Genomic DNA, 19298 nt, shown 5'->3' on the forward strand with positions numbered 1-19298 from the left:
CTATTGCTTGCCACTTTCCGTCCGGGCAGTGCTCGGGCGAAAATTGGCCGCGCCGATAACGCTTATTCCGGGTTTCGGCGCAGCGTTTCCCCGTTACGGCAACTCAGGGAAGAAGCGGCGTTTGAGCGCCAGTTCGACACCGCGCAGTTCCGCCAGCCCCTTCAAACGGCCAATCGCCGAGTAACCCGGGTTGGTTTTTTTCTTTAAATCATCCAGCATCTGATGCCCATGATCGGGACGCATCGGGATTGGCCGCCGATCGCCGGCCTTATGACGCCGCTGTTCTTCGCTCAGAATCGCCTCAATCACCGCCACCATGTCGACATCGCCTTGCAGATGCGCGCCTTCATGGAAGCTTTTCGGGTTTTCCTCACGACAAGTGGCGCGCAGGTGAGTGAAGTGGATACGATCGCCGAAAGTCTTAATCATCCGCACCAAATCATTGTCCGCACGCACACCATAGGAACCAGTACACATAGTAAAGCCGTTATAAAGGCTGTCGACGGTCTGCTTGAACCACTGCATATCGTCAATGGTCGAGACAATGCGCGGTAGACCAAGGATTGGCCGCGGCGGATCGTCTGGATGCACCGCCAGCCGGACCCCGACCTCTTCCGCCACCGGAACGATTGCACGCAGAAACACCGCCATATTTTCGCGCAGTTGCGCTTTGTCGATCCCATCGTACTCCGCCAGCCGAGCGCGGAACTGATCGAGCGTATAGCCCTCTTCTGCCCCCGGCAGCCCGGCGATGATATTGCCAGTTAATGTGGCAATCTCCGCAGCGCTCATGGCGGCAAAGCGCTCGGCGGCCTGCGCCTGCTCTTCCGCCGTATAATCCTGCTCTGCGCCTGAGCGTTGCAGGATGTGCAGTTCAAAAGCCGCGAAGGCGATTTGATCGAAACGCAGCGCTTTCGAGCCGTCAGGCAACACATATTCCAGATCTGTGCGTGTCCAGTCGAGGATCGGCATAAAGTTGTAGCAAACGGTATCGATGCCGCAGGCCGCTAGGTTACGCAGCGATTGCTGATAATGGGCGATATGTTGCGGGTAATTGCCGCTGTGGGTTTTGATCTCTTCATGCACCGGAATGCTTTCCACCACAGACCACACCAACCCCTTTTCCGCCAGCAGTGCCTGACGTGCCTTGATCTCCTCGATCGGCCACACCTCGCCATTCGGAATATGGTGCAATGCAGTGACGACGCCAGTAGCGCCAGCCTGACGGACATCATCAAGAGAGACAGGATCGTTCGGCCCATACCAACGCCATGTTTGTTCCATTATTTATCCTTATAAAAAATCGCCCAATCTTGCAGAAGGGATAAAGATCGCACAGTGTCGACAATCTTGTTATACCAAATTGAAATAGATATCGGTTATCTTTCACCTTACTCTTTCACATCTGTCTGTCAAAAGCGAAACGACGATTGGTTGATCCACTTCACGAATCTGGCTTATTCTCGACTGAGACATGTTATTGATACGCTGGCAGCCTTACACTGCGTCAGATAACCCGCGTGCGGAAGGGTGAAAAAAACGCCCCTTAGCGCAAAAAAAACTGGTCTGATAACTTTTAAGAAGTTACCTGCCAGCATCTTTTACTCAGCTTTGGAGTTTTGCATGAAGACGATCGCCAACTCACCGCTTCCCGATGCCGTCCAGCAACCGCACTACGCACGCAGCGCATTACAAAGCCGCATGGTGCATATTGGGTTTGGTGCCTTTCACCGCGCCCATCAGGCACTGCTGACCGATCGGGTATTGAATCGTCAGGGGGGCGATTGGGGGATCTGCGAGATCAGTCTGTTTGGCGGCGATACATTATTCCAGACGCTGCGTCAGCAAGATCATCTGTATAGCGTGCTGGAGAAAGGTGCGGCTGGCGATCAGGCTATCGTCATCGGCGCTGTGCATGAAAGCGTTCACCGCAAGCTAGAAGGCATAGGCGCCGTCCTGGAAAAACTGGCGGAGCCTCAGGTGGCGATTGTCTCGATGACGATTACCGAGAAAGGCTACTGCATTGAACCAGGCACTGGGCAGTTGGATCTTCAGCATCAAGCGATCCTCGCCGATCTCGCCCATCCCGAGCAGCCCACAACGGTTCCTGGCATTTTGGTAGAGGCGCTACGCCTGCGTCGTGAACGTGGTCTGCCCGCCTTTACCCTGCTTTCTTGCGACAATATTCCAGAAAACGGCCATGTACTACGCAATGCAATAGTCGGATTAGCACAAGTGCGCGACGGCGCTCTGGCCGACTGGATTACCCAACACGCCAGCTTCCCCAGCACCATGGTCGACCGCATTGTTCCAGCCGCTACGCCAGAGACGCTGAATGAAGTGGCTGATGCACTCGGCGGGGTACGCGATGAATGTGCCATCGCCTGTGAACCTTTTATTCAATGGGTGGTGGAAGACAATTTTGTCGCGGGACGCCCCGCGTGGGAACTGGCTGGCGCACAGTTGGTGAACGACGTATTGCCGTTCGAACAAATGAAGCTGCGCATGCTCAATGGCAGCCACTCCTTTTTGGCCTATCTCGGTTATCTGGGAGGCTATCAATATATAAACGACTGCATGGGCGATGAGGCTTATCGCCATGCCGCACATCACCTGATGCTGGCAGAACAGGCGCCAACCCTCAGCGTCAGCGGTATCGATCTGGCAGCCTACGCGACACAGTTAATTGAACGTTACAGCAACCCCGCCTTGCAGCATCGTACCTGGCAAATCGCCATGGACGGTACGCAAAAACTGCCGCAACGTATGTTGGACTCTGTGCGCTGGCATCTGCAGCATGGCAGCAGCTACGCAGGTCTGGCGTTAGGCGTGGCAGCCTGGATGCGCTATGTCGGTGGTGTCGATGATGCCGGCCAACCGATAGATATCCGCGATCCGCTGTCGGCAACGCTCCAGCAGGTCGTCGCCGCAACGCCGGACGATGAACAACGCGTGATCGCCTTGTTGGGGCTAAAAAGTATTTTTGGTGAACAATTGCCAGGTAATGAGGATTTTGTCGCGGCGGTGACTCGCGCTTATCTGTCACTGCGCGATCGTGGCGCACGGGAAACGGTAAAAAACTGGGTGTCGACGCAGCTGGCGTAATATCGCTGGCCGGCAATGGTGCAATGGTGCAATGGTGCAATGGTGCAATAAAGGTTGGGAATCGTTTTTTTAACGTACAGAGAAAATGGCCATGCCGGACGGTTCATCCGGCATGGCCGAACGACTTAACGATAAACTACCGTCATTACTGCAAGTTTTTTCTGTTGATCCACCCACCGCATTTCGGTTGTGCCTAAATTCAGTGGAAGCTCTTTGCGTGTATCATCAAATTTTGACAGGGCCTGTTGACCTTGATAGTACTGCCCATTGCGGTAACATTGCGTATTGGCCGTTGAATCGGTGACATTCACCGCGCAGGGGCTTTCCACAATAGAACCTACAAAACGAATAACCCCGCCAGTGGTTCCTGCATGACTTGCTGCCGTCCATGAAAACAATATTCCTACGATCAAAAATAACCGAAAGACATTCATGGCAACCTCATTTTTTTGTTAAGCCAATTTAAACATAGAGGATCTTCTTAAGAATAATCGCAAGGTCAGGGTAATTATTTGGCGGGTAATCGGGCAATTAACAAAGAAAAAACAAGCTACTAACAATCAGTATCCATGGCTAATACATGGTTTTTGCTAAGAATTTTCCGACAAATTATCGTCGATTTGGCCAGTTAAATATCGCATTCTAACCTGCTAAATTTGTGACCTGAAGCAAGCTGGGCAGCCTCTTGTACTCAAGCCAAACAGGTGGCTTATTTATTGATCAGTCGAAATTATTAACATCAGGAATAATACATGACCAAAACTAACCTGATCACCGGTTTCCTCGGCAGTGGTAAAACCACCACCATACGTCATTTATTGGCAAACAAACCGGAACACGAACGCTGGGCCGTGCTGGTAAATGAATTCGGTGAAATCGGTATCGACGGCGCATTGCTGGCAGACAGCGGCGCAGTGTTGAAGGAGATCCCGGGGGGCTGCATGTGTTGCGTTAACGGGCTGCCAATGCAGGTTGGACTCAACATGCTCCTGCAACAAAGCAAACCTGATCGGTTACTGATCGAACCGACCGGCCTCGGTCATCCAAAACAGATTCTGTCATTGCTGACACAAGACAGTTATGCCGGCTGGATTGAACTGCAAGCCACCCTCTGTCTGTTGGACGCACGTCAGCTCAGTGAACCGCGCTACCGCGAAAATGAAAACTTCCGCGATCAACTGGCAGCCGCAGACATTATTCTGGCGAGCAAAAGCGATACTTATCACCCCGAGGATCTGCTGGCCTTGCAACAATGGGCGGCGCAGGATCCCCGGCAACGCCCGCTTTATCCGATCGCACAGGGACAGGCAGATGTTGCCTTGCTCGACCAGCCTCGCACAAATCGCACAGAATTACCGGATGCACAACATCATCATAGCCATGCCAAAACGCAAGGCCTGGCCGCACAGCGGTTGCCGGAAACGTCACGCTGGCGCAGAGCACTCAATCAGGGGCAGGGATTTACCAGCTGCGGCTGGATCTTTGATGCCGACACCGTATTCGATACCGTTGGCATTATGGAGTGGATACGCCTGGCCCCCGTTGAACGCGCCAAAGGTGTGGTACGCATTGCTGAAGGCACATTATTGATCAACCGTCAGGGACAAGATCTCAGTATCGAAACACGCCCAGTGGCACCACTGGACAGCCGAATTGAACTCATTCACAACGAGAACGCCGACTGGAACACATTACAAGCCAAGCTGTTTACTATTCGTTTAAGTTGAGATCTTTACCGTTAGCACCCTTTTTATTTATAGACTTACAACAGGTTATGCCATGACTCGCCGCAATTTACCCTTCATCATCTTTTTCAATTTACTGGGCATTGCGCTGTTTCTGTCCTGGTTCCTGCCGGCTAACCACGGTGTTTGGTTTACTGTGGACTCTTCCATTTTCTTCTTTTTCAATCGTCATTTAGCCACTGACTCCAACTTTTTGCATTTGGTGGCCATTACCAATAACCGTGCATTTGACGTAATGTCACTGCTCGCAATGGGGTTGCTGTATCTGTTTTTTTACCTGCAGCAAAATGCCGCAGGCCGTCGCCGTTTATTGATCACCGGCGTTGTTATGCTGTTGACTGCCGTGGTGTTGAACCAGCTTGGGCATTTGCTGCCGGTCAAGCACCCTAGCCCGTCGCTGAGCTTTGAGAATATCAACCGCGTCAGTGAACTGACCGGCATTCCTACCAAAGACGCTTCCAGTGACAGTTTCCCTGGCGATCACGGTATGATGCTGATGATTTTTTCATGCTTCATGCTGCGCTACTTTAATTGCCGGGCATTTATCGTCGCGCTGTTGATCACCCTGGTATTTTCATTACCACGCGTGATGATTGGCGCCCACTGGTTTACGGATATCGCCGTTGGTTCACTGTCTGTCGTGTTGGTTGGTGCCAGCTGGTGTCTGATGACTCCGTTCAGTGATGTATTGATTCAGCGCCTGAACGATATGCTGCCTGGCAAGCACCGCCCATCGCAGCCATAACAAATCGTGATACCCCGCAGGAGGCCGACCGGCCTCCTGATGATTCCCTCACCGTTTTCTGCTTATTTGCACATCATCGCGTTAACGCTTTCGCCGCCTGAATTGACGCAAAACCAGCACAACGAACGATTAGCGTTTTTTATATGAAGATTTACATTATGTTACATCACAAATTCATATAAAAAAGGGCGGAAAAAGGCTCGCAATCCCCAATTCGTTACGGTAATCTCGGATGCGTTTGTGCCTGGTTTAACTCAACTCAGCGTCAAATCGATTAAAAATGTGCGTTCCAGCACGTTTTGAACGGTAAGCGATTGTCGAGTAAACAGCAGCAGACTAGTCTCGTTCCGTTTGGCATTTTTCAGGTAGCGACTTTCGTCGTTAAGGACTTCAAGGGAAAACAACAACAATGGTCAAATCTCAACCGTTTCTGAGATATTTTTTGCGGGTAGTACCTGCAATTGCCGCAGCGGTAATGCTCTCCGCGTGTAGCACGACTCACACTTCGAACTTGAATAACGCACAAACTGAGATGCGTGCAGTTAATGACAAAGATGGTCTTTTACTGCAAGCCTCTCAGGATGAATTCGAAGCAATGGTCCGTAACGTTGACGTTAAGTCAAAAATTATGGACCAGTATGCAGACTGGAAAGGCGTTCGCTACCGTTTAGGTGGTGAAACCAAGCGCGGCATCGATTGCTCAGCGTTTGTACAACGCACCTTCCGTGAACAGTTTGGTATGGATTTACCGCGTTCAACCTATGAACAGGAAGACGTTGGCAAGAAGATCTTGCGTACCAAACTGCGTCCTGGCGATCTGGTGCTGTTCCGCGCCGGCTCTACCGGACGCCATGTCGGCATCTATTTAGGTAACGATCAATTCGTTCATGCCTCGACCAGTAACGGCGTGATGATTTCAAAACTCAGCGATAACTACTGGGATAAACGTTATCGTGAAGGCCGCCGAGTGCTTACCCGCAGTTGACGGTACCAACCTGATTGTCCTGAATACCAAACGAGCGATAGAACGCTGCCCTCGGGCAGCGTTTTTTTTGCCCCGCATACCCTCCAGACATCATTGTGCTATCAGCGATCGATTCGATTGGCTTTCTGCTGCCCTCCCCTTATTTATTTCGCGATATTATTTTCGGGAAACTGCACCTCAGATGAAAAACTCACCTATTATCGTCAAATGGAGATAACGCCAATAATGCGTTAGTGGGCCATATCGGCCGATTGTCATTCGCGAGATGTGCGATGAATAATGACTGCAAGACCAGCATTGGGATATATTACGCAGTCACTTTATAACAAAAACAGTTTGATACGCCGCGCTCAGGGGGCAGGTTTATGGGCTTGAAAAGGGCATTTGCACGCCATGTCTCGCACAGAAGACGTAGCCTGGCTAAAAGCGGCATTGTAGCCCTGGTGTTTTTTATCCTGTTTATGGCTATTACGCTTTCTTTGATTAGCCACCAGCGTACGCAATATCAACGTGTGGTGGAACAACGCACCCAAGAATTCACTCTCAAAATCTTTAATGAGTTAACGGAAATCATGCAGCAATTGTTGCCGTTAACCGAACAATCCTGTGCAACCAGCCAACCGGATATTACCTACCAAGCGGCTTTCCATTCCGGCGTACGTACTTTTATGCTGGTAAAAAACGGCATTGCCTACTGTTCTTCCGCTACCGGCAACATGACGCTGGCGCTGAAAAGCATCTATCCGGAAATAAACCAACAACAGCCGTTGGACCTCAAACTACAGCAGGGTACGCCATTAGTGCCGGGAAAACCCGCCGTCGCGGTGTGGTTACGCCAACCGGGCAAGGAAGATACCGGTATACTGGCTACGCTGGATATTGGGCTAATGCCCCAACAAATGTTCAGCCCCACCGCCGATCGGGCGGCAGGCATTGCCATTATTCTCGGCGATCGCGCCCTCACCAGTTTTAGCCCAAACCTGATGCCGGTTAACCAACTGCCCAACGAGCAGGCCGACCGTATATCCATCGCCGGCACGCCGATGACCATTCTGTTTTATAACCAAAAGCTGACGCCCAACGATATCCGGCTAACCCTTCTGGGTAGCCTGATCCTGTCGGTGATGATCGGCGTGCTGTGCTACTACATGCTGTTGTTGCGCCAAAGCCCGGAACGCGCCCTGATGCGTGGCATCAAGTACAACGAGTTCTTTATCGAGTATCAACCGGTCTTTCATACCAAAACCGGCGCCATTGGTGGCCTGGAAGCGTTGATCCGCTGGCAACACCCCATCGAAGGGCGTATACCGCCAGATTTATTTATCCCCTATGCCGAAAGCGAAGGGCTGATAGTGCCACTGACACGCCACCTGTTCCGCCTGATTGCCGAAGACGCCCCTAAACTGGCAACGGCTTTGCCGCAGGGGGCAAAACTCGGGTTGAACATCTCCCCTTCACATCTCAGTGCGCCCTCTTTCCATCACGATGTGTATGAACTGCTGGCCCAATTACCGTGCAACTATTTTACGCTGGTCTTTGAAATTACCGAACGCGGTATGGTGGAAGAAGACAGTGCGTTGACAGAGTTCGACTGGCTGCACCAGCAGGGGATTGAAATCGCTATTGATGATTTTGGGACCGGCCACAGTGCACTGATTTATCTGGAGCGATTTAGCATGGATTACCTGAAAATCGACCGCGGCTTCGTTAACTCGATCGGTCGGGATACCGTCACGGCACCCGTTCTGGACGCGGTCATTTCACTGGCCAAAAAATTGAAGATGCAAACCGTGGCGGAAGGGGTTGAAACAGCCGAACAAGTGCACTTCCTGCAGGAGCACGACGTTAACTTTATGCAGGGGTATTATTACAGCAAACCCTTGAGCATCGATAACTTCATGGCGTATTGCAATGCCCATCCCGTATTTGACTATCAGGCACTCAAGCCGTGAGTTCTCTCATGTATTTACCCTGCTGCGTGGCAAAAAATGGCCTGCCGGCCGCAGGTTTAACTGACTTTACAGCAGGAGCTTACCGTTAAGATGTCCATACGCGTTTTTGCTGCCCTGGTGCTCTCGGCACTGAGCCTTGGCCTGCAGGCTGAACCCCTCAATGAAAGCTATGCTTTCGCCCAGCTCGGTGAGCCGAAATACGCCACTGACTTCAGCCATTATGACTACGTCAACCCGGCGGCACCGAAGGGAGGCGATGTGCGGCTGGCAGCCATCGGGACCTACGATAATTTTAACCGCTATGCCCCACGCGGCGTTCCCGGCGAACGGACCGACGCGCTGTATGACACGCTGTTCACCACCTCAGACGATGAAATCGGCAGTTACTATCCGCTGATTGCCGAATCTGCTCGCTTCCCTGCGGATATGCGCTGGGTAGAGCTGGATATTAATGCCCGCGCCCGTTTCCACGACGGCAGCCCCATTACCGCCGCCGACGTGGCTTTCACGTTTAATAAGTTTATGACCGAAGGCGTACCGCAATTTCGCGTGCTGTATAAAGGCATTACGGTGAAGGCGATCTCACGTCTGACAGTGCGTATAGAATTCCCTCAGCCGGATAAAGACAAACTGCTCGGGCTGTTCAGCCTCCCCATTTTGCCGCAAAGTTTTTGGAAAGATCATAAGCTGAATGAACCGCTGAACACGCCACCACTCAGCAGCGGCCCCTATAAGATCGCCAGCTATCGGCTTGGCCAATACATTACCTACCAACGCGTGCGCGATTACTGGGCCGCCAATCTGCCGGTCAACCGCGGCCGCTTTAACTTCGACAGCATTCGTTACGACTACTACCTCGACGACAAAGTCGCGCTGGAAGCCTTCAAGGCCGGTGCCTATGACTTCCGTATTGAAGGTTCGCCAAAAAGCTGGGCCACGCAGTATCAGGGCGGCAATTTCGCCCGTAACTACATCATCAAACAAGATGAAACCAACCAGGCGGCGCAAAACACGCGCTGGCTGGCCTTCAATATGAGACGCCCGCTGTTCGCCGATCCTCGGGTACGGGAAGCACTCACGTTGGCTTTCGACTTTGATTGGATGAATAAGGCGCTGTATTACAACGCCTATCAACGGACTAACAGCTATTTCCAAAACACACCATACGCGGCCAGTGGTTACCCAGACGCGGCTGAACTGGCGCTGTTGGCCCCGCTGAAGGGCAAAGTACCGGCTGAAGTGTTCACCAGTATTTACCAGCCGCCGACCTCTGACGGCAGCGGCAACGATCGCCAAAACCTGCTTAAGGCCACTCAGTTGTTAAAGCTGGCCGGTTGGGAAGTGAAAAACCAACAATTGGTGAACAGCAAAACCGGCAAACCGTTCACCTTTGAGTTGATGCTGCTGAGCGGTAGCAACTTCCAGTACGTATTACCGCTTCAGCACAACCTGAAACGGTTGGGCATTGATATGCAGATCCGTGAGATCGACATATCTCAATTTACCAAACGCATGCGCGACGGCGATTTCGATATGATGCCAACGGTCTATATGGCAATGCCGTTCCCCAGTACCAGCCTCCTGACACTTTGGGACTCCAAATATATTGATTCCAGTTGGAACACTTCGGGTGTCACCGATCCGGCGGTCGACAGCCTGGTCAGGCAGATCGCCGCACATCAGGGCGATGAAAAAGCCCTGCTGCCACTTGGCCGGGCGCTGGATCGGGTACTGACCTGGAATAGATATATGTTGCCGATGTGGTATTCCAATCACGACCGTTATGCTTATTGGGACAAGTTCTCTACGCCGCCAATTCGCCCTGCCTACGTGATCGGTTTCGACAACTGGTGGTTTGACGTTAACAAGGCGGCCCGTTTACCGGCCCAACAGCAATAAGGAGTCTGCGATGGCAGCTTATCTGATTCGCAGACTGTTGCTGATTATCCCCACGCTGTGGGCGATCATCACCATTAACTTTTTCATCGTGCAAATCGCCCCTGGCGGGCCGGTCGATCAGGCCATTGCTGCCATTGAAATGGGCCAAAGCAGCGGTTTCGGCGGCGGTGGCGCCGGTGAAAAACTGGGCCATGCACGCATCGGTGTCGGCAGCGCGACGGATAGCCAGTACCGCGGCTCGCGCGGCCTGGATCCGGAGGTTATCGCCGAGATCACCAAACGTTATGGCTTCGACAAACCCTTGCACGAGCGCTATTTCACCATGCTGTGGAACTACATGCGCTTTGACTTTGGTGACAGCCTGTTTCGCGGTGCGTCAGTAATGCAGCTGATTGGCCATAGCCTGCCTGTCTCTATTACGCTGGGGTTGTGGAGCACGCTGATTATCTATTTGGTGTCGATACCGCTGGGTATCCGCAAAGCCGTCAATAACGGCAGCGCCTTTGATACCTGGAGTAGCACCCTGATTATCATCGGTTATGCTATTCCTGCTTTCCTGTTCGCCATTCTGATGATCGTGCTGTTCGCCGGCGGCAGCTACCTCGATTGGTTCCCACTTCGCGGTCTGGTTTCCAGCAACTTCGATACCCTGCCGTGGTACGGCAAAATAACCGACTACCTGTGGCATATCACACTGCCGGTGCTGGCGACGGTGATTGGCGGTTTCGCCACGCTCACGATGCTCACCAAGAATTCGTTTCTCGATGAAATCCGCAAACAGTACGTGGTGACTGCACGCGCCAAAGGGCTCGACGAGAAGAAAATCCTTTACCGACACGTGTTCCGAAACGCGATGCTGCTGGTTATCGCAGGCTTCCCGGCGACCTTTGTCAGCATGTTCTTCACCGGTTCATTGTTGATCGAGGTGATGTTCTCGCTCAATGGGCTGGGGTTACTGGGTTACGACGCCACCCTGCAACGGGATTATCCCGTCATGTTCGGCACGTTGTATATCTTCACCCTGATTGGCCTGCTCTTGAATATCCTCAGCGACATCACCTATACCCTGGTCGATCCGCGCATTGATTTCGAGGCACGCCAATGAACCGTCTAAGCCCGATAAATCAGGCCCGCTGGGCGCGTTTTCGCAGTAATCGTCGTGGCTATTGGTCACTGTGGATTTTTTTGGTGCTGTTTACTCTCAGCTTAGGTGCCAACCTGCTTGCCAACGACAGACCCTTGCTCGTCCGTTACGAAGGCCATGTGTATTTGCCGTTCATCTTTGACTACAGCGAGACCACCTTCGGCGGAGAACTGCATACCACTACCGATTACCAGGATCCGTTCGTAAAGCAACAGATAGACCACCACGGATGGGCCGTTTGGCCGCCAATTCGCTTCAGTTACGACACCATCAACTTCGCTACTGACGTGCCCTTCCCCTCGGCCCCTTCACGCCATAACCTGTTGGGCACCGACAGTAACGGCAGTGACGTGCTGGCCCGCGTACTGTATGGCTTTCGTATATCAATGCTGTTTGGGCTCGCGCTAACGCTATTCTCCAGCGTGATTGGTGTCTGTGTGGGCGCGATGCAAGGCTATTACGGCGGCCGCGTTGATCTGTGGGGCCAACGCTTTATTGAGGTGTGGTCAGGCATGCCGACGCTGTTTTTGATCATCCTGCTGTCGAGCATCGTACAGCCCAATTTCTGGTGGTTGCTCGGTATTACCATTTTATTTGGCTGGATGAGCCTGGTGGGTGTGGTACGCGCCGAATTCCTGCGCACCCGCAACTACGATTATATCCGCGCCGCGCGTGCCATGGGGGTAAAAGACAGGGTCATTATGTATCGCCATATGTTGCCCAATGCGATGGTGGCCATGTTGACCTTTTTACCCTTTATCCTGTGCGGCTCAATCACCACCCTGACCTCTCTCGATTTTCTTGGTTTCGGTCTGCCAATCGGCTCACCTTCATTGGGTGAGCTGTTGCTGCAAGGAAAGAACAATCTTCAGGCACCCTGGCTCGGCATCACCGCATTCCTGGTGCTGGCAGTACTGCTGTCTCTTCTCATTTTTATCGGCGAAGCGGTTCGCGACGCCTTTGACCCCAGCAAGGCGCATTGATATGGCTAGCTCTCCTTTGCTTTCAATTCAGGATCTCAGCGTCGCTTTCCGCCAGGGAGGTCAACTGAATCCGGTGGTCAATGGCATTTCATTGCAGATAGAAAAAGCAGAAACGCTGGCACTGGTGGGTGAATCCGGCTCGGGCAAAAGCGTCACGGCTTTATCGATACTGCGCCTGCTGCCGTCGCCTCCCGTGATCTATACCGGCGGTGATATCCAGTTTAATGGCCATTCGTTACTGCATGCGCCAGAGGCCGAACTCCGCAAGGTCCGCGGTAACCAGATTTCGATGATTTTCCAGGAGCCGATGGTGTCGCTCAATCCATTGCACACGATTGAGAAACAGCTGACGGAAGTGCTGGCGCTGCATCGCGGTATGCGACGCGACGTTGCGCGTGGTGAGGTTATCCAGTGTCTGGATCGCGTTGGTATCCGCAACGCTAAAGGCCGATTAAAAGACTACCCGCATCAACTTTCCGGCGGCGAACGTCAGCGGGTGATGATTGCCATGGCGGTGTTAACCCAGCCCAAACTGCTGATTGCCGATGAGCCCACTACCGCGCTCGATGTGACCATTCAGGCACAGATCCTGTCGTTATTGAAAGAGCTAAAGCAAGAGATGGGCATGGGGCTGCTGTTTATCACCCACAACCTGAATATTGTGCGCCGCCTGGCGGACAATGTGGCCGTGATGCGCCATGGCCATTGCGTCGAACAAAACAGCCGCTCCAATCTGTTCAGCAGGCCACAACACGCGTATACCCAGCAGTTGTTGGCGGCAGAAGATGTCGGTGTGCCATTACCGCTACCGGCTGATGCCGCGCCACTGCTGAAGGTGGAAAATCTGCAAGTCAGTTTCCCGATCAAACGCGGGCTGTTACGCCGTACGATTGATCACAATTACGCGCTGAAAGGGCTGAGCTTTGAATTAAGGGCGGGGGAAAGCATCGGCCTGGTGGGCGAATCTGGCTCAGGGAAAAGCACCACCGGGCTGGCGTTACTGCGCCTGCTGAACGCTGGCGGTGCGGTGTGGTTTAACGGTCAGCCGTTACACCAGTTCAACATGAAACAAATGCTGCCGTACCGTAGCCAAATGCAGATTGTGTTTCAGGATCCTTACTCTGCACTCAATCCACGGCTGAATGTGCTGCAAATCATAGCCGAAGGGTTAGAGGTTCATCAGACGTTAAACGCCGAGCAACGAGAGCAACGGGTGATAGCTGTATTGCAGGAGATCGGGCTGGATCCTGCCCTGCGCCACCGTTACCCGACCGAGTTTTCCGGTGGGCAGCGTCAACGCATCGCCATCGCACGCGCGCTGATTTTACAGCCACAGTTACTGATCCTGGATGAGCCGACCTCGTCGTTGGACAAATCGGTACAGGCACAAATCCTGACGCTGTTGAAATCGCTGCAGCAACGCCACCGGCTGGCCTATCTGTTTATCAGTCATGATTTACAGGTGGTGCGTTCACTGTGCCATCAAGTGATTGTGCTGCGGCAGGGAGAGGTGGTCGAACAAGGTGACTGCCAGACGATCTTTACTTCGCCCGCCGCCGCTTACACGCAGCAACTGTTACAGTTGGCGGACTAGCGACGGGATCAGAATGGGTATTGGGCGCTCATAGGTTCAGCAATCGCAGCGCCTACATTTTTTAAGCGGCACATGGTTGCGCTTTCGTCACAGCGTTGCACGAACAGGCAAGGTTGCCCTTCCCACTCCACAACGGCGCAATCCACCTGAATCTCTTGCAAAGACAGATTAAGCTGTTGCATAACCTGCCACGCATCAGCCCCTTCATGGCTGAGTAATTTCAGGCCAATCAGATTGTTATCTTCGTCTATTCCGCTGAGCGGAATGGGTTCAACCTTGATGCCGGTAAAACCTGATAGCCAACGATAACTTTGCGGCAAGCGATGCACTACCGAAAGTTGGATACTTTCCACATGAAATCCCTAGTTTGAAAAGATGAAACACTTTTTTCCTGACAGGCTTACTAAGTTATAGCCGCTGACTACCGACTCTGCCGCGTACAAATGTTATTTAAATGTAAATTTGTCACGACTAATTAACTTAGGCCTGCGCGTGCTGATGTCATGGTGTTTTCATGCGCCGTGCGGTGTCGTTTCACGGCATTTTGCGACTCAGCTCGCATTTTTGCGTTATATGTAACCCTTTCCCGTCCCGATCACAACTCTTTTTTCTTGCAATACGGCTACTTTTTGCTCTTTATAATTTTACATTGCAGAAACATTTAACCTCGAACATCAGAAGGTCACAATGAGATAACTCATTGATTATCATTATCGTTAAATCAAATTAAGCGTAATTTCCAGACAAAACATACCGCGTTACACCCTGCGGTTCTCCGGCATAGAACGAGCATTATTTTTAACAAAAAAAACACAGCCCTCTCAGCGCACATTTAATTAGCACGCTGATGCTTAGCAGCCAGTTTTTTTGCCATTGGATATTTGAGAAGGGAGAGGACGGAAAGTTTACCCCACTCAAGCCCACATTTGTTGAGACCTTGAGTGGGGGTATAATCACATTACAGGGTAGCAGGCGAGGCTTTATGCCGTGGTCGGCTGGCATACAAATAGAACAGCACGGCAACGATACTGCACAACGCCATGGAGGAAACCATTGGCCATGCGCTCTTGCCCGGTGCCATAGCCAACACTGCCCCCACTAGCGCACCGATACTGAAACGCAGCGTCCCGGCCAGTGAAGAGGCTGTGCCCGCCATATGCGGAAAATCATCCAGGATCACCGCCATGGCGTTTGATGAGATCATCGCGATACAGCCCAGATACACCGCAACGCCAATGACCAGCGCCCAGAACCCCAAGCCCACGGCACTCACCGCCAACAACCATAACCCCATCGCCAACTGAACAAACAGCCCCAGGCGGAACATCTTGACCGCCCCCAGTCGCCTGACATTGCGGCTGTTGACCAACGTTGTCAGGAACAAAAACACAATGTTCAACGCAAAATAGTAGCCAAAGTGTTGTGGTGAAACGTTATTCAGTTCGATATACACAAACGGCCCGGCGCTGAGAAACGAGAACATACCGGCAAATGAGAAGGCGCTGGCAAGCATATAGCTCAACACTCGCTTGTGGCGGAACAATGAACCGAAGTTGCCTAACGTGGTACGCAGATGGAATTTCTGCCGCCGCTCTTTGGGCAGCGTCTCCTTGATGAAGAACGCAACCAACAGCGAGCCGATCAGGGCTGCCGCGCCCATCGTCCAGAAAATCGCATGCCAGCTGAACCACAACAGCAACGCACCGCCGATCATCGGGGCAAGCAGTGGGGCTATGGTCATCACCAGAATGACAAACGACATCATGCGCGAGAACTCATCCTTGGTGAACATATCGCGCATCAGGGCATTAATCACCACGCTGGCCGCCGCAGCCGACAGCCCGTGCAGGAAGCGCAGGTTGATCAGTTGATCGATCGACTGCGCCATCGCACAGGCTCCGCCGGCAATGGCGAAGATCAGCGTTCCCCACAGGATCACCGGTTTGCGGCCAATGCTGTCCGACATCGGTCCGTAGAACAGTTGCCCCAAAGCAAAACCGAGCATATAGGCGCTGAGCGTCATCTGCACGCTACCCGACTCTACGCCGAACTGTTTAGCAATCACCGGCATGCTGGGCAGGTACATGTCGATAGCCAACGGCATCAACATGGACAGCAGGCCCAGAATAAAAATCAAACCGAGGTGAGATGACCGGTTCTGTAGCACGTTCGACGACTCCTTCATCAGCCGTAGTGTAATAATGAATTAATCCTGCAGATGCGGTGCACCCACGCTGGCAATTTCTTCTTCGGTCAATGGACGGTATTCGCCCTCAGCCAAATCGTCATCCATCACGATGGCACCGATACGTTCACGATGCAGCTCGAGAACGCGGTTACCGACCGCCGCAAACATACGTTTAACCTGGTGATAACGCCCTTCGCTGATGGTCAAACGCACCAGTTTGTCTTCAATTTTTTCCAGTTGCGCAGGCCGTGTCAGATCTTTTTCGTTATGCAGCTGCACACCTTCAGCAAATTGCTGCGCAGTATCGTCCGCCAGTGGATGTTCCAGCGTCACCAAATAGGTTTTTTCACAATGATGCTTTGGCGAGGTAATACGGTGTGACCATTGACCGTCATCGGTCATCAGCACCAAACCGGTGGTATCAATGTCCAGGCGGCCAGCAGCATGAAGCTTGTAGGCAACCGGCTCATCGAGAAAATACAGCACCGTCGGGTGATCGGGATCGTCTGTAGAACAGACGTAACCCTGTGGTTTGTTCAGCATAAAGTAACGTGGGCCGTTCTGACGCTGCAGTGGATTACCGTCAAACGCCACTTCCTGCTCCGGCGTCAGCTTAAGTGCGCCGCTCTTCACCACTTCACCGTCCACGGTGACGCGTTTTGCCCGAAGTTCACGCGCTACCAGCGCGCGGCTAACACCTAACTGTTGAGATAAAAACTTGTCCAGTCGCATTGAATCTGCTTTGCCTGTCGTTGTTATGATCGCATTGATCGTATTGCTAAAATATGACACCCGCAGTTGCACCAAATGCAACAGGGCAGGATCGAAGGGGGGGAAACAGCGATTACTGTCACACGAGTATAGCGGCGGAAACGGCCCCCTGACAGAGGTAATTTCCACATGTCTCGCACCGCGAGCGCTCAGAAGGCATAATATAGAAATTATTTGGCCGTCAGGGGAGTAAAATGTCACTGTTTTTTTGGGTTCAGATGTTACAAAACCTGTTCCTGACAGCCCCAATCAATTCAAGGCGTTAATTTATGACCTTTACTTTACGCCCCTATCAGCTGGAGGCCGTCGAAGCCACCATCAAACATTTCCGCCAGCATCCGCAACCGGCGCTGATCGTGCTGCCAACCGGCGCGGGCAAAAGCCTGGTGATTGCCGAACTGGCGAAACGCGCTCGCGGCCGCGTCTTGGTGCTGGCCCACGTAAAGGAACTCGTGGCACAAAACCACGCTAAATACTGCGCCTATGGGCTGGATGCAGATATCTTTGCTGCCGGCCTACAGCAAAAGGACAGTGCCGGTAAGGTGGTGTTCGGCAGCGTCCAGTCTGTGGCGCGTAACTTGCCGCTGTTCGACGGCGCCTTTTCCCTGCTGATTATCGACGAATGTCACCGCATCAGCGACGATGACGACAGCCAATACCAACAGATTATCCAACATCTGCAAAAAACCAATCCGCAGTTACGCCTGCTGGGCCTGACTGCAACCCCTTACCGGCTGGGCAAAGGCTGGATTTATCAGTACCACTATCATGGCATTACTCGCGGCGATGCCAGCAGCCTGTTTCGCGACTGCATTTATGAGTTGCCGCTGCGTTATATGATCAAGAATGGCTATTTGGTCCCGCCGGAACGGCTGGATATGCCCATCGTACAGTATGATTTCAGCCGCCTGGAGGCCAGAAGCAACGGATTGTTCAGTGAAGTTGACCTGAACCGTGAGCTAAAACAGCAAAATCGCATCACGCCACACATCATCAGCCAGATCGTTGAATACGCTGAAACCCGCAAGGGAGTGATGATTTTTGCCTCCACCGTTGAACACGCACGTGAAATTCACGGCTTGCTGCCAGCGGGCGAAGCCGCACTGGTCAGCGCCGAAACCCCTGCCGCTGAGCGTGATGCACTGATTGAGGCGTTCAAACAGCAACAGTTGCGCTATTTGGTCAATGTGGCGGTGTTAACCACCGGTTTTGATGCACCGCACGTCGATCTGATCGCCATCTTGCGCCCGACGGAATCCGTCAGCCTGTATCAACAAATTGTCGGGCGTGGGCTGCGGTTATCACCCGGTAAAGAGGATTGTCTGATCCTCGATTATGCCGGTAATCCACACGATCTGTTCACGCCGGAAGTGGGCGTCAGTAAGCCACACAGTGATAGCCAACCGGTACAGGTGTTCTGTCCCGGCTGCGGTTTCGCCAACCTGTTTTGGGGCAAATGCACCGAGAATGGCGATATCATCGAACACTACGGGCGCCGCTGCCAAGGCTGGCTGGAGGACGATGAAGGCCATCGCGAGCAATGCGATTACCGTTTCCGCTTCAAAATTTGCCCACATTGTGGCGCTGAAAACGACATTGCGGCCCGCCGCTGCCACCAGTGCCAAGAGGTGTTAGTCGATCCCGATGATATGCTGAAGGCAGCGCTGAAATTAAAAGATGCTCTGGTGCTACGCTGTGGCGGCATGGAATTGCAAAGCGGTCGCGATGAAAAAGGCGAATGGTTGAAGGCCACCTATTACGACGAAGAGGGCACCAGCACCGGTGAACGTTTCCGGTTACAGACACCGGCGCAGCGTAAAGCCTTCGAGATGCTGTTCTTACGCCCCCACCAGCGCGCACCGGGGGTGCCGTTCAGTTGGCAAACGGCTGCCGACGTGCTGGCTCAACAAACATTGCTACGCCATCCGGATTTCGTTGTGGCACGCAAGCGCGGGCAATTCTGGCAGGTGCGGGAAAAAGTGTTCGATTATCAAGGCCGCTTCCGCCGTGCCAATGAACTGTATTGATGTTGGTTGCAGGCACATTGGGTAGGTTTCCATTGCCCTGTGGCCGGCTTTCCGTTAAAATGCCGCCCGCTTTGCCTGGGTTCGCCCGGCGCTAAAGCAGGTTATACCTTACGCATTACAGGCTAGCGTCTGGACGGCAACGGGTAAATCGAACTTGCTA

Annotated in this window: 15 protein-coding genes; 10 read left to right on the plus strand and 5 right to left on the minus strand. The window is 52.7% G+C overall.

The window, feature by feature from the left end:
• Positions 1-93 precede the first annotated feature (93 nt).
• Positions 94-1284 (minus strand): mannonate dehydratase, encoded by a 1191-nt coding sequence (uxuA, locus tag AC2FCQ_RS05540; RefSeq protein WP_265556567.1) that lies wholly within the window; start codon positions 1282-1284, stop codon positions 94-96.
• A gap of 339 nt (positions 1285-1623) precedes the next feature.
• Between uxuA and AC2FCQ_RS05545 the strand changes: the two genes are divergently transcribed.
• Complete coding sequence (locus tag AC2FCQ_RS05545; RefSeq protein ID WP_490308431.1) at positions 1624-3105, plus strand: mannitol dehydrogenase family protein; 1482 nt, start codon at positions 1624-1626, stop codon at positions 3103-3105.
• Positions 3106-3230: 125 nt separating this feature from the next.
• Here the strand turns inward: AC2FCQ_RS05545 and AC2FCQ_RS05550 are convergent, their stop codons facing one another.
• Entirely contained in the window at positions 3231-3539 is a 309-nt protein-coding gene (locus AC2FCQ_RS05550; RefSeq protein ID WP_209636085.1) for a type 1 fimbrial protein, read from the minus strand.
• 318 nt (positions 3540-3857) lie between these two features.
• Between AC2FCQ_RS05550 and AC2FCQ_RS05555 the strand changes: the two genes are divergently transcribed.
• The 8 genes from AC2FCQ_RS05555 (at position 3858) to yejF (ending at position 14152) form a co-directional block, all read left to right on the plus strand.
• Complete coding sequence (locus AC2FCQ_RS05555) at positions 3858-4832, plus strand: CobW family GTP-binding protein (RefSeq protein ID WP_490308432.1); 975 nt, start codon at positions 3858-3860, stop codon at positions 4830-4832.
• A 52-nt stretch (positions 4833-4884) separates the two neighbouring features.
• Positions 4885-5595, plus strand: coding sequence for a phosphatase PAP2 family protein (locus AC2FCQ_RS05560; RefSeq protein WP_209636087.1), 711 nt, complete (start codon positions 4885-4887; stop codon positions 5593-5595).
• Positions 5596-6004: 409 nt separating this feature from the next.
• On the plus strand, positions 6005-6580 hold the full coding sequence (gene mepS, locus AC2FCQ_RS05565; RefSeq protein ID WP_037426774.1) for a bifunctional murein DD-endopeptidase/murein LD-carboxypeptidase: 576 nt from the start codon (positions 6005-6007) through the stop codon (positions 6578-6580).
• A 365-nt stretch (positions 6581-6945) separates the two neighbouring features.
• Complete coding sequence (locus tag AC2FCQ_RS05570) at positions 6946-8532, plus strand: cyclic di-GMP phosphodiesterase (protein WP_490308433.1); 1587 nt, start codon at positions 6946-6948, stop codon at positions 8530-8532.
• Positions 8533-8622: 90 nt separating this feature from the next.
• Entirely contained in the window at positions 8623-10431 is a 1809-nt protein-coding gene (locus AC2FCQ_RS05575; protein ID WP_209636089.1) for an extracellular solute-binding protein, read from the plus strand.
• A gap of 10 nt (positions 10432-10441) precedes the next feature.
• Positions 10442-11536: a microcin C ABC transporter permease YejB gene (locus AC2FCQ_RS05580; RefSeq protein ID WP_209636090.1), complete on the plus strand. Its 1095-nt coding sequence runs from the start codon at positions 10442-10444 to the stop codon at positions 11534-11536.
• Positions 11533-12558, plus strand: a complete 1026-nt coding sequence (locus AC2FCQ_RS05585) for an ABC transporter permease (protein ID WP_490308434.1) — start codon at positions 11533-11535, stop codon at positions 12556-12558. Before AC2FCQ_RS05580 ends, AC2FCQ_RS05585 begins: the two co-directional genes overlap by 4 nt.
• Before the next feature lies 1 nt (position 12559).
• Complete coding sequence (gene yejF / locus AC2FCQ_RS05590; RefSeq protein WP_490308435.1) at positions 12560-14152, plus strand: microcin C ABC transporter ATP-binding protein YejF; 1593 nt, start codon at positions 12560-12562, stop codon at positions 14150-14152.
• A gap of 8 nt (positions 14153-14160) precedes the next feature.
• Here the strand turns inward: yejF and AC2FCQ_RS05595 are convergent, their stop codons facing one another.
• The 3 genes from AC2FCQ_RS05595 to rsuA form a co-directional block, all read right to left on the minus strand.
• Entirely contained in the window at positions 14161-14505 is a 345-nt protein-coding gene (locus AC2FCQ_RS05595) for a YejG family protein (protein WP_209636096.1), read from the minus strand.
• Positions 14506-15110: 605 nt separating this feature from the next.
• On the minus strand, positions 15111-16319 hold the full coding sequence (locus AC2FCQ_RS05600; RefSeq protein ID WP_490308436.1) for a Bcr/CflA family multidrug efflux MFS transporter: 1209 nt from the start codon (positions 16317-16319) through the stop codon (positions 15111-15113).
• 39 nt (positions 16320-16358) lie between these two features.
• Complete coding sequence (gene rsuA / locus AC2FCQ_RS05605) at positions 16359-17072, minus strand: 16S rRNA pseudouridine(516) synthase RsuA (protein WP_209636098.1); 714 nt, start codon at positions 17070-17072, stop codon at positions 16359-16361.
• 308 nt (positions 17073-17380) lie between these two features.
• Between rsuA and radD the strand changes: the two genes are divergently transcribed.
• Positions 17381-19138 carry a DNA repair helicase RadD gene (gene radD / locus AC2FCQ_RS05610; protein ID WP_490308437.1) on the plus strand — a complete coding sequence of 586 codons (1758 nt, stop codon included), beginning with the start codon at positions 17381-17383 and terminating at the stop codon, positions 19136-19138.
• Positions 19139-19298: the final 160 nt, after the last annotated feature.

Source organism: Serratia sp. CoH_134_PS_4, from assembly GCF_058190535.1.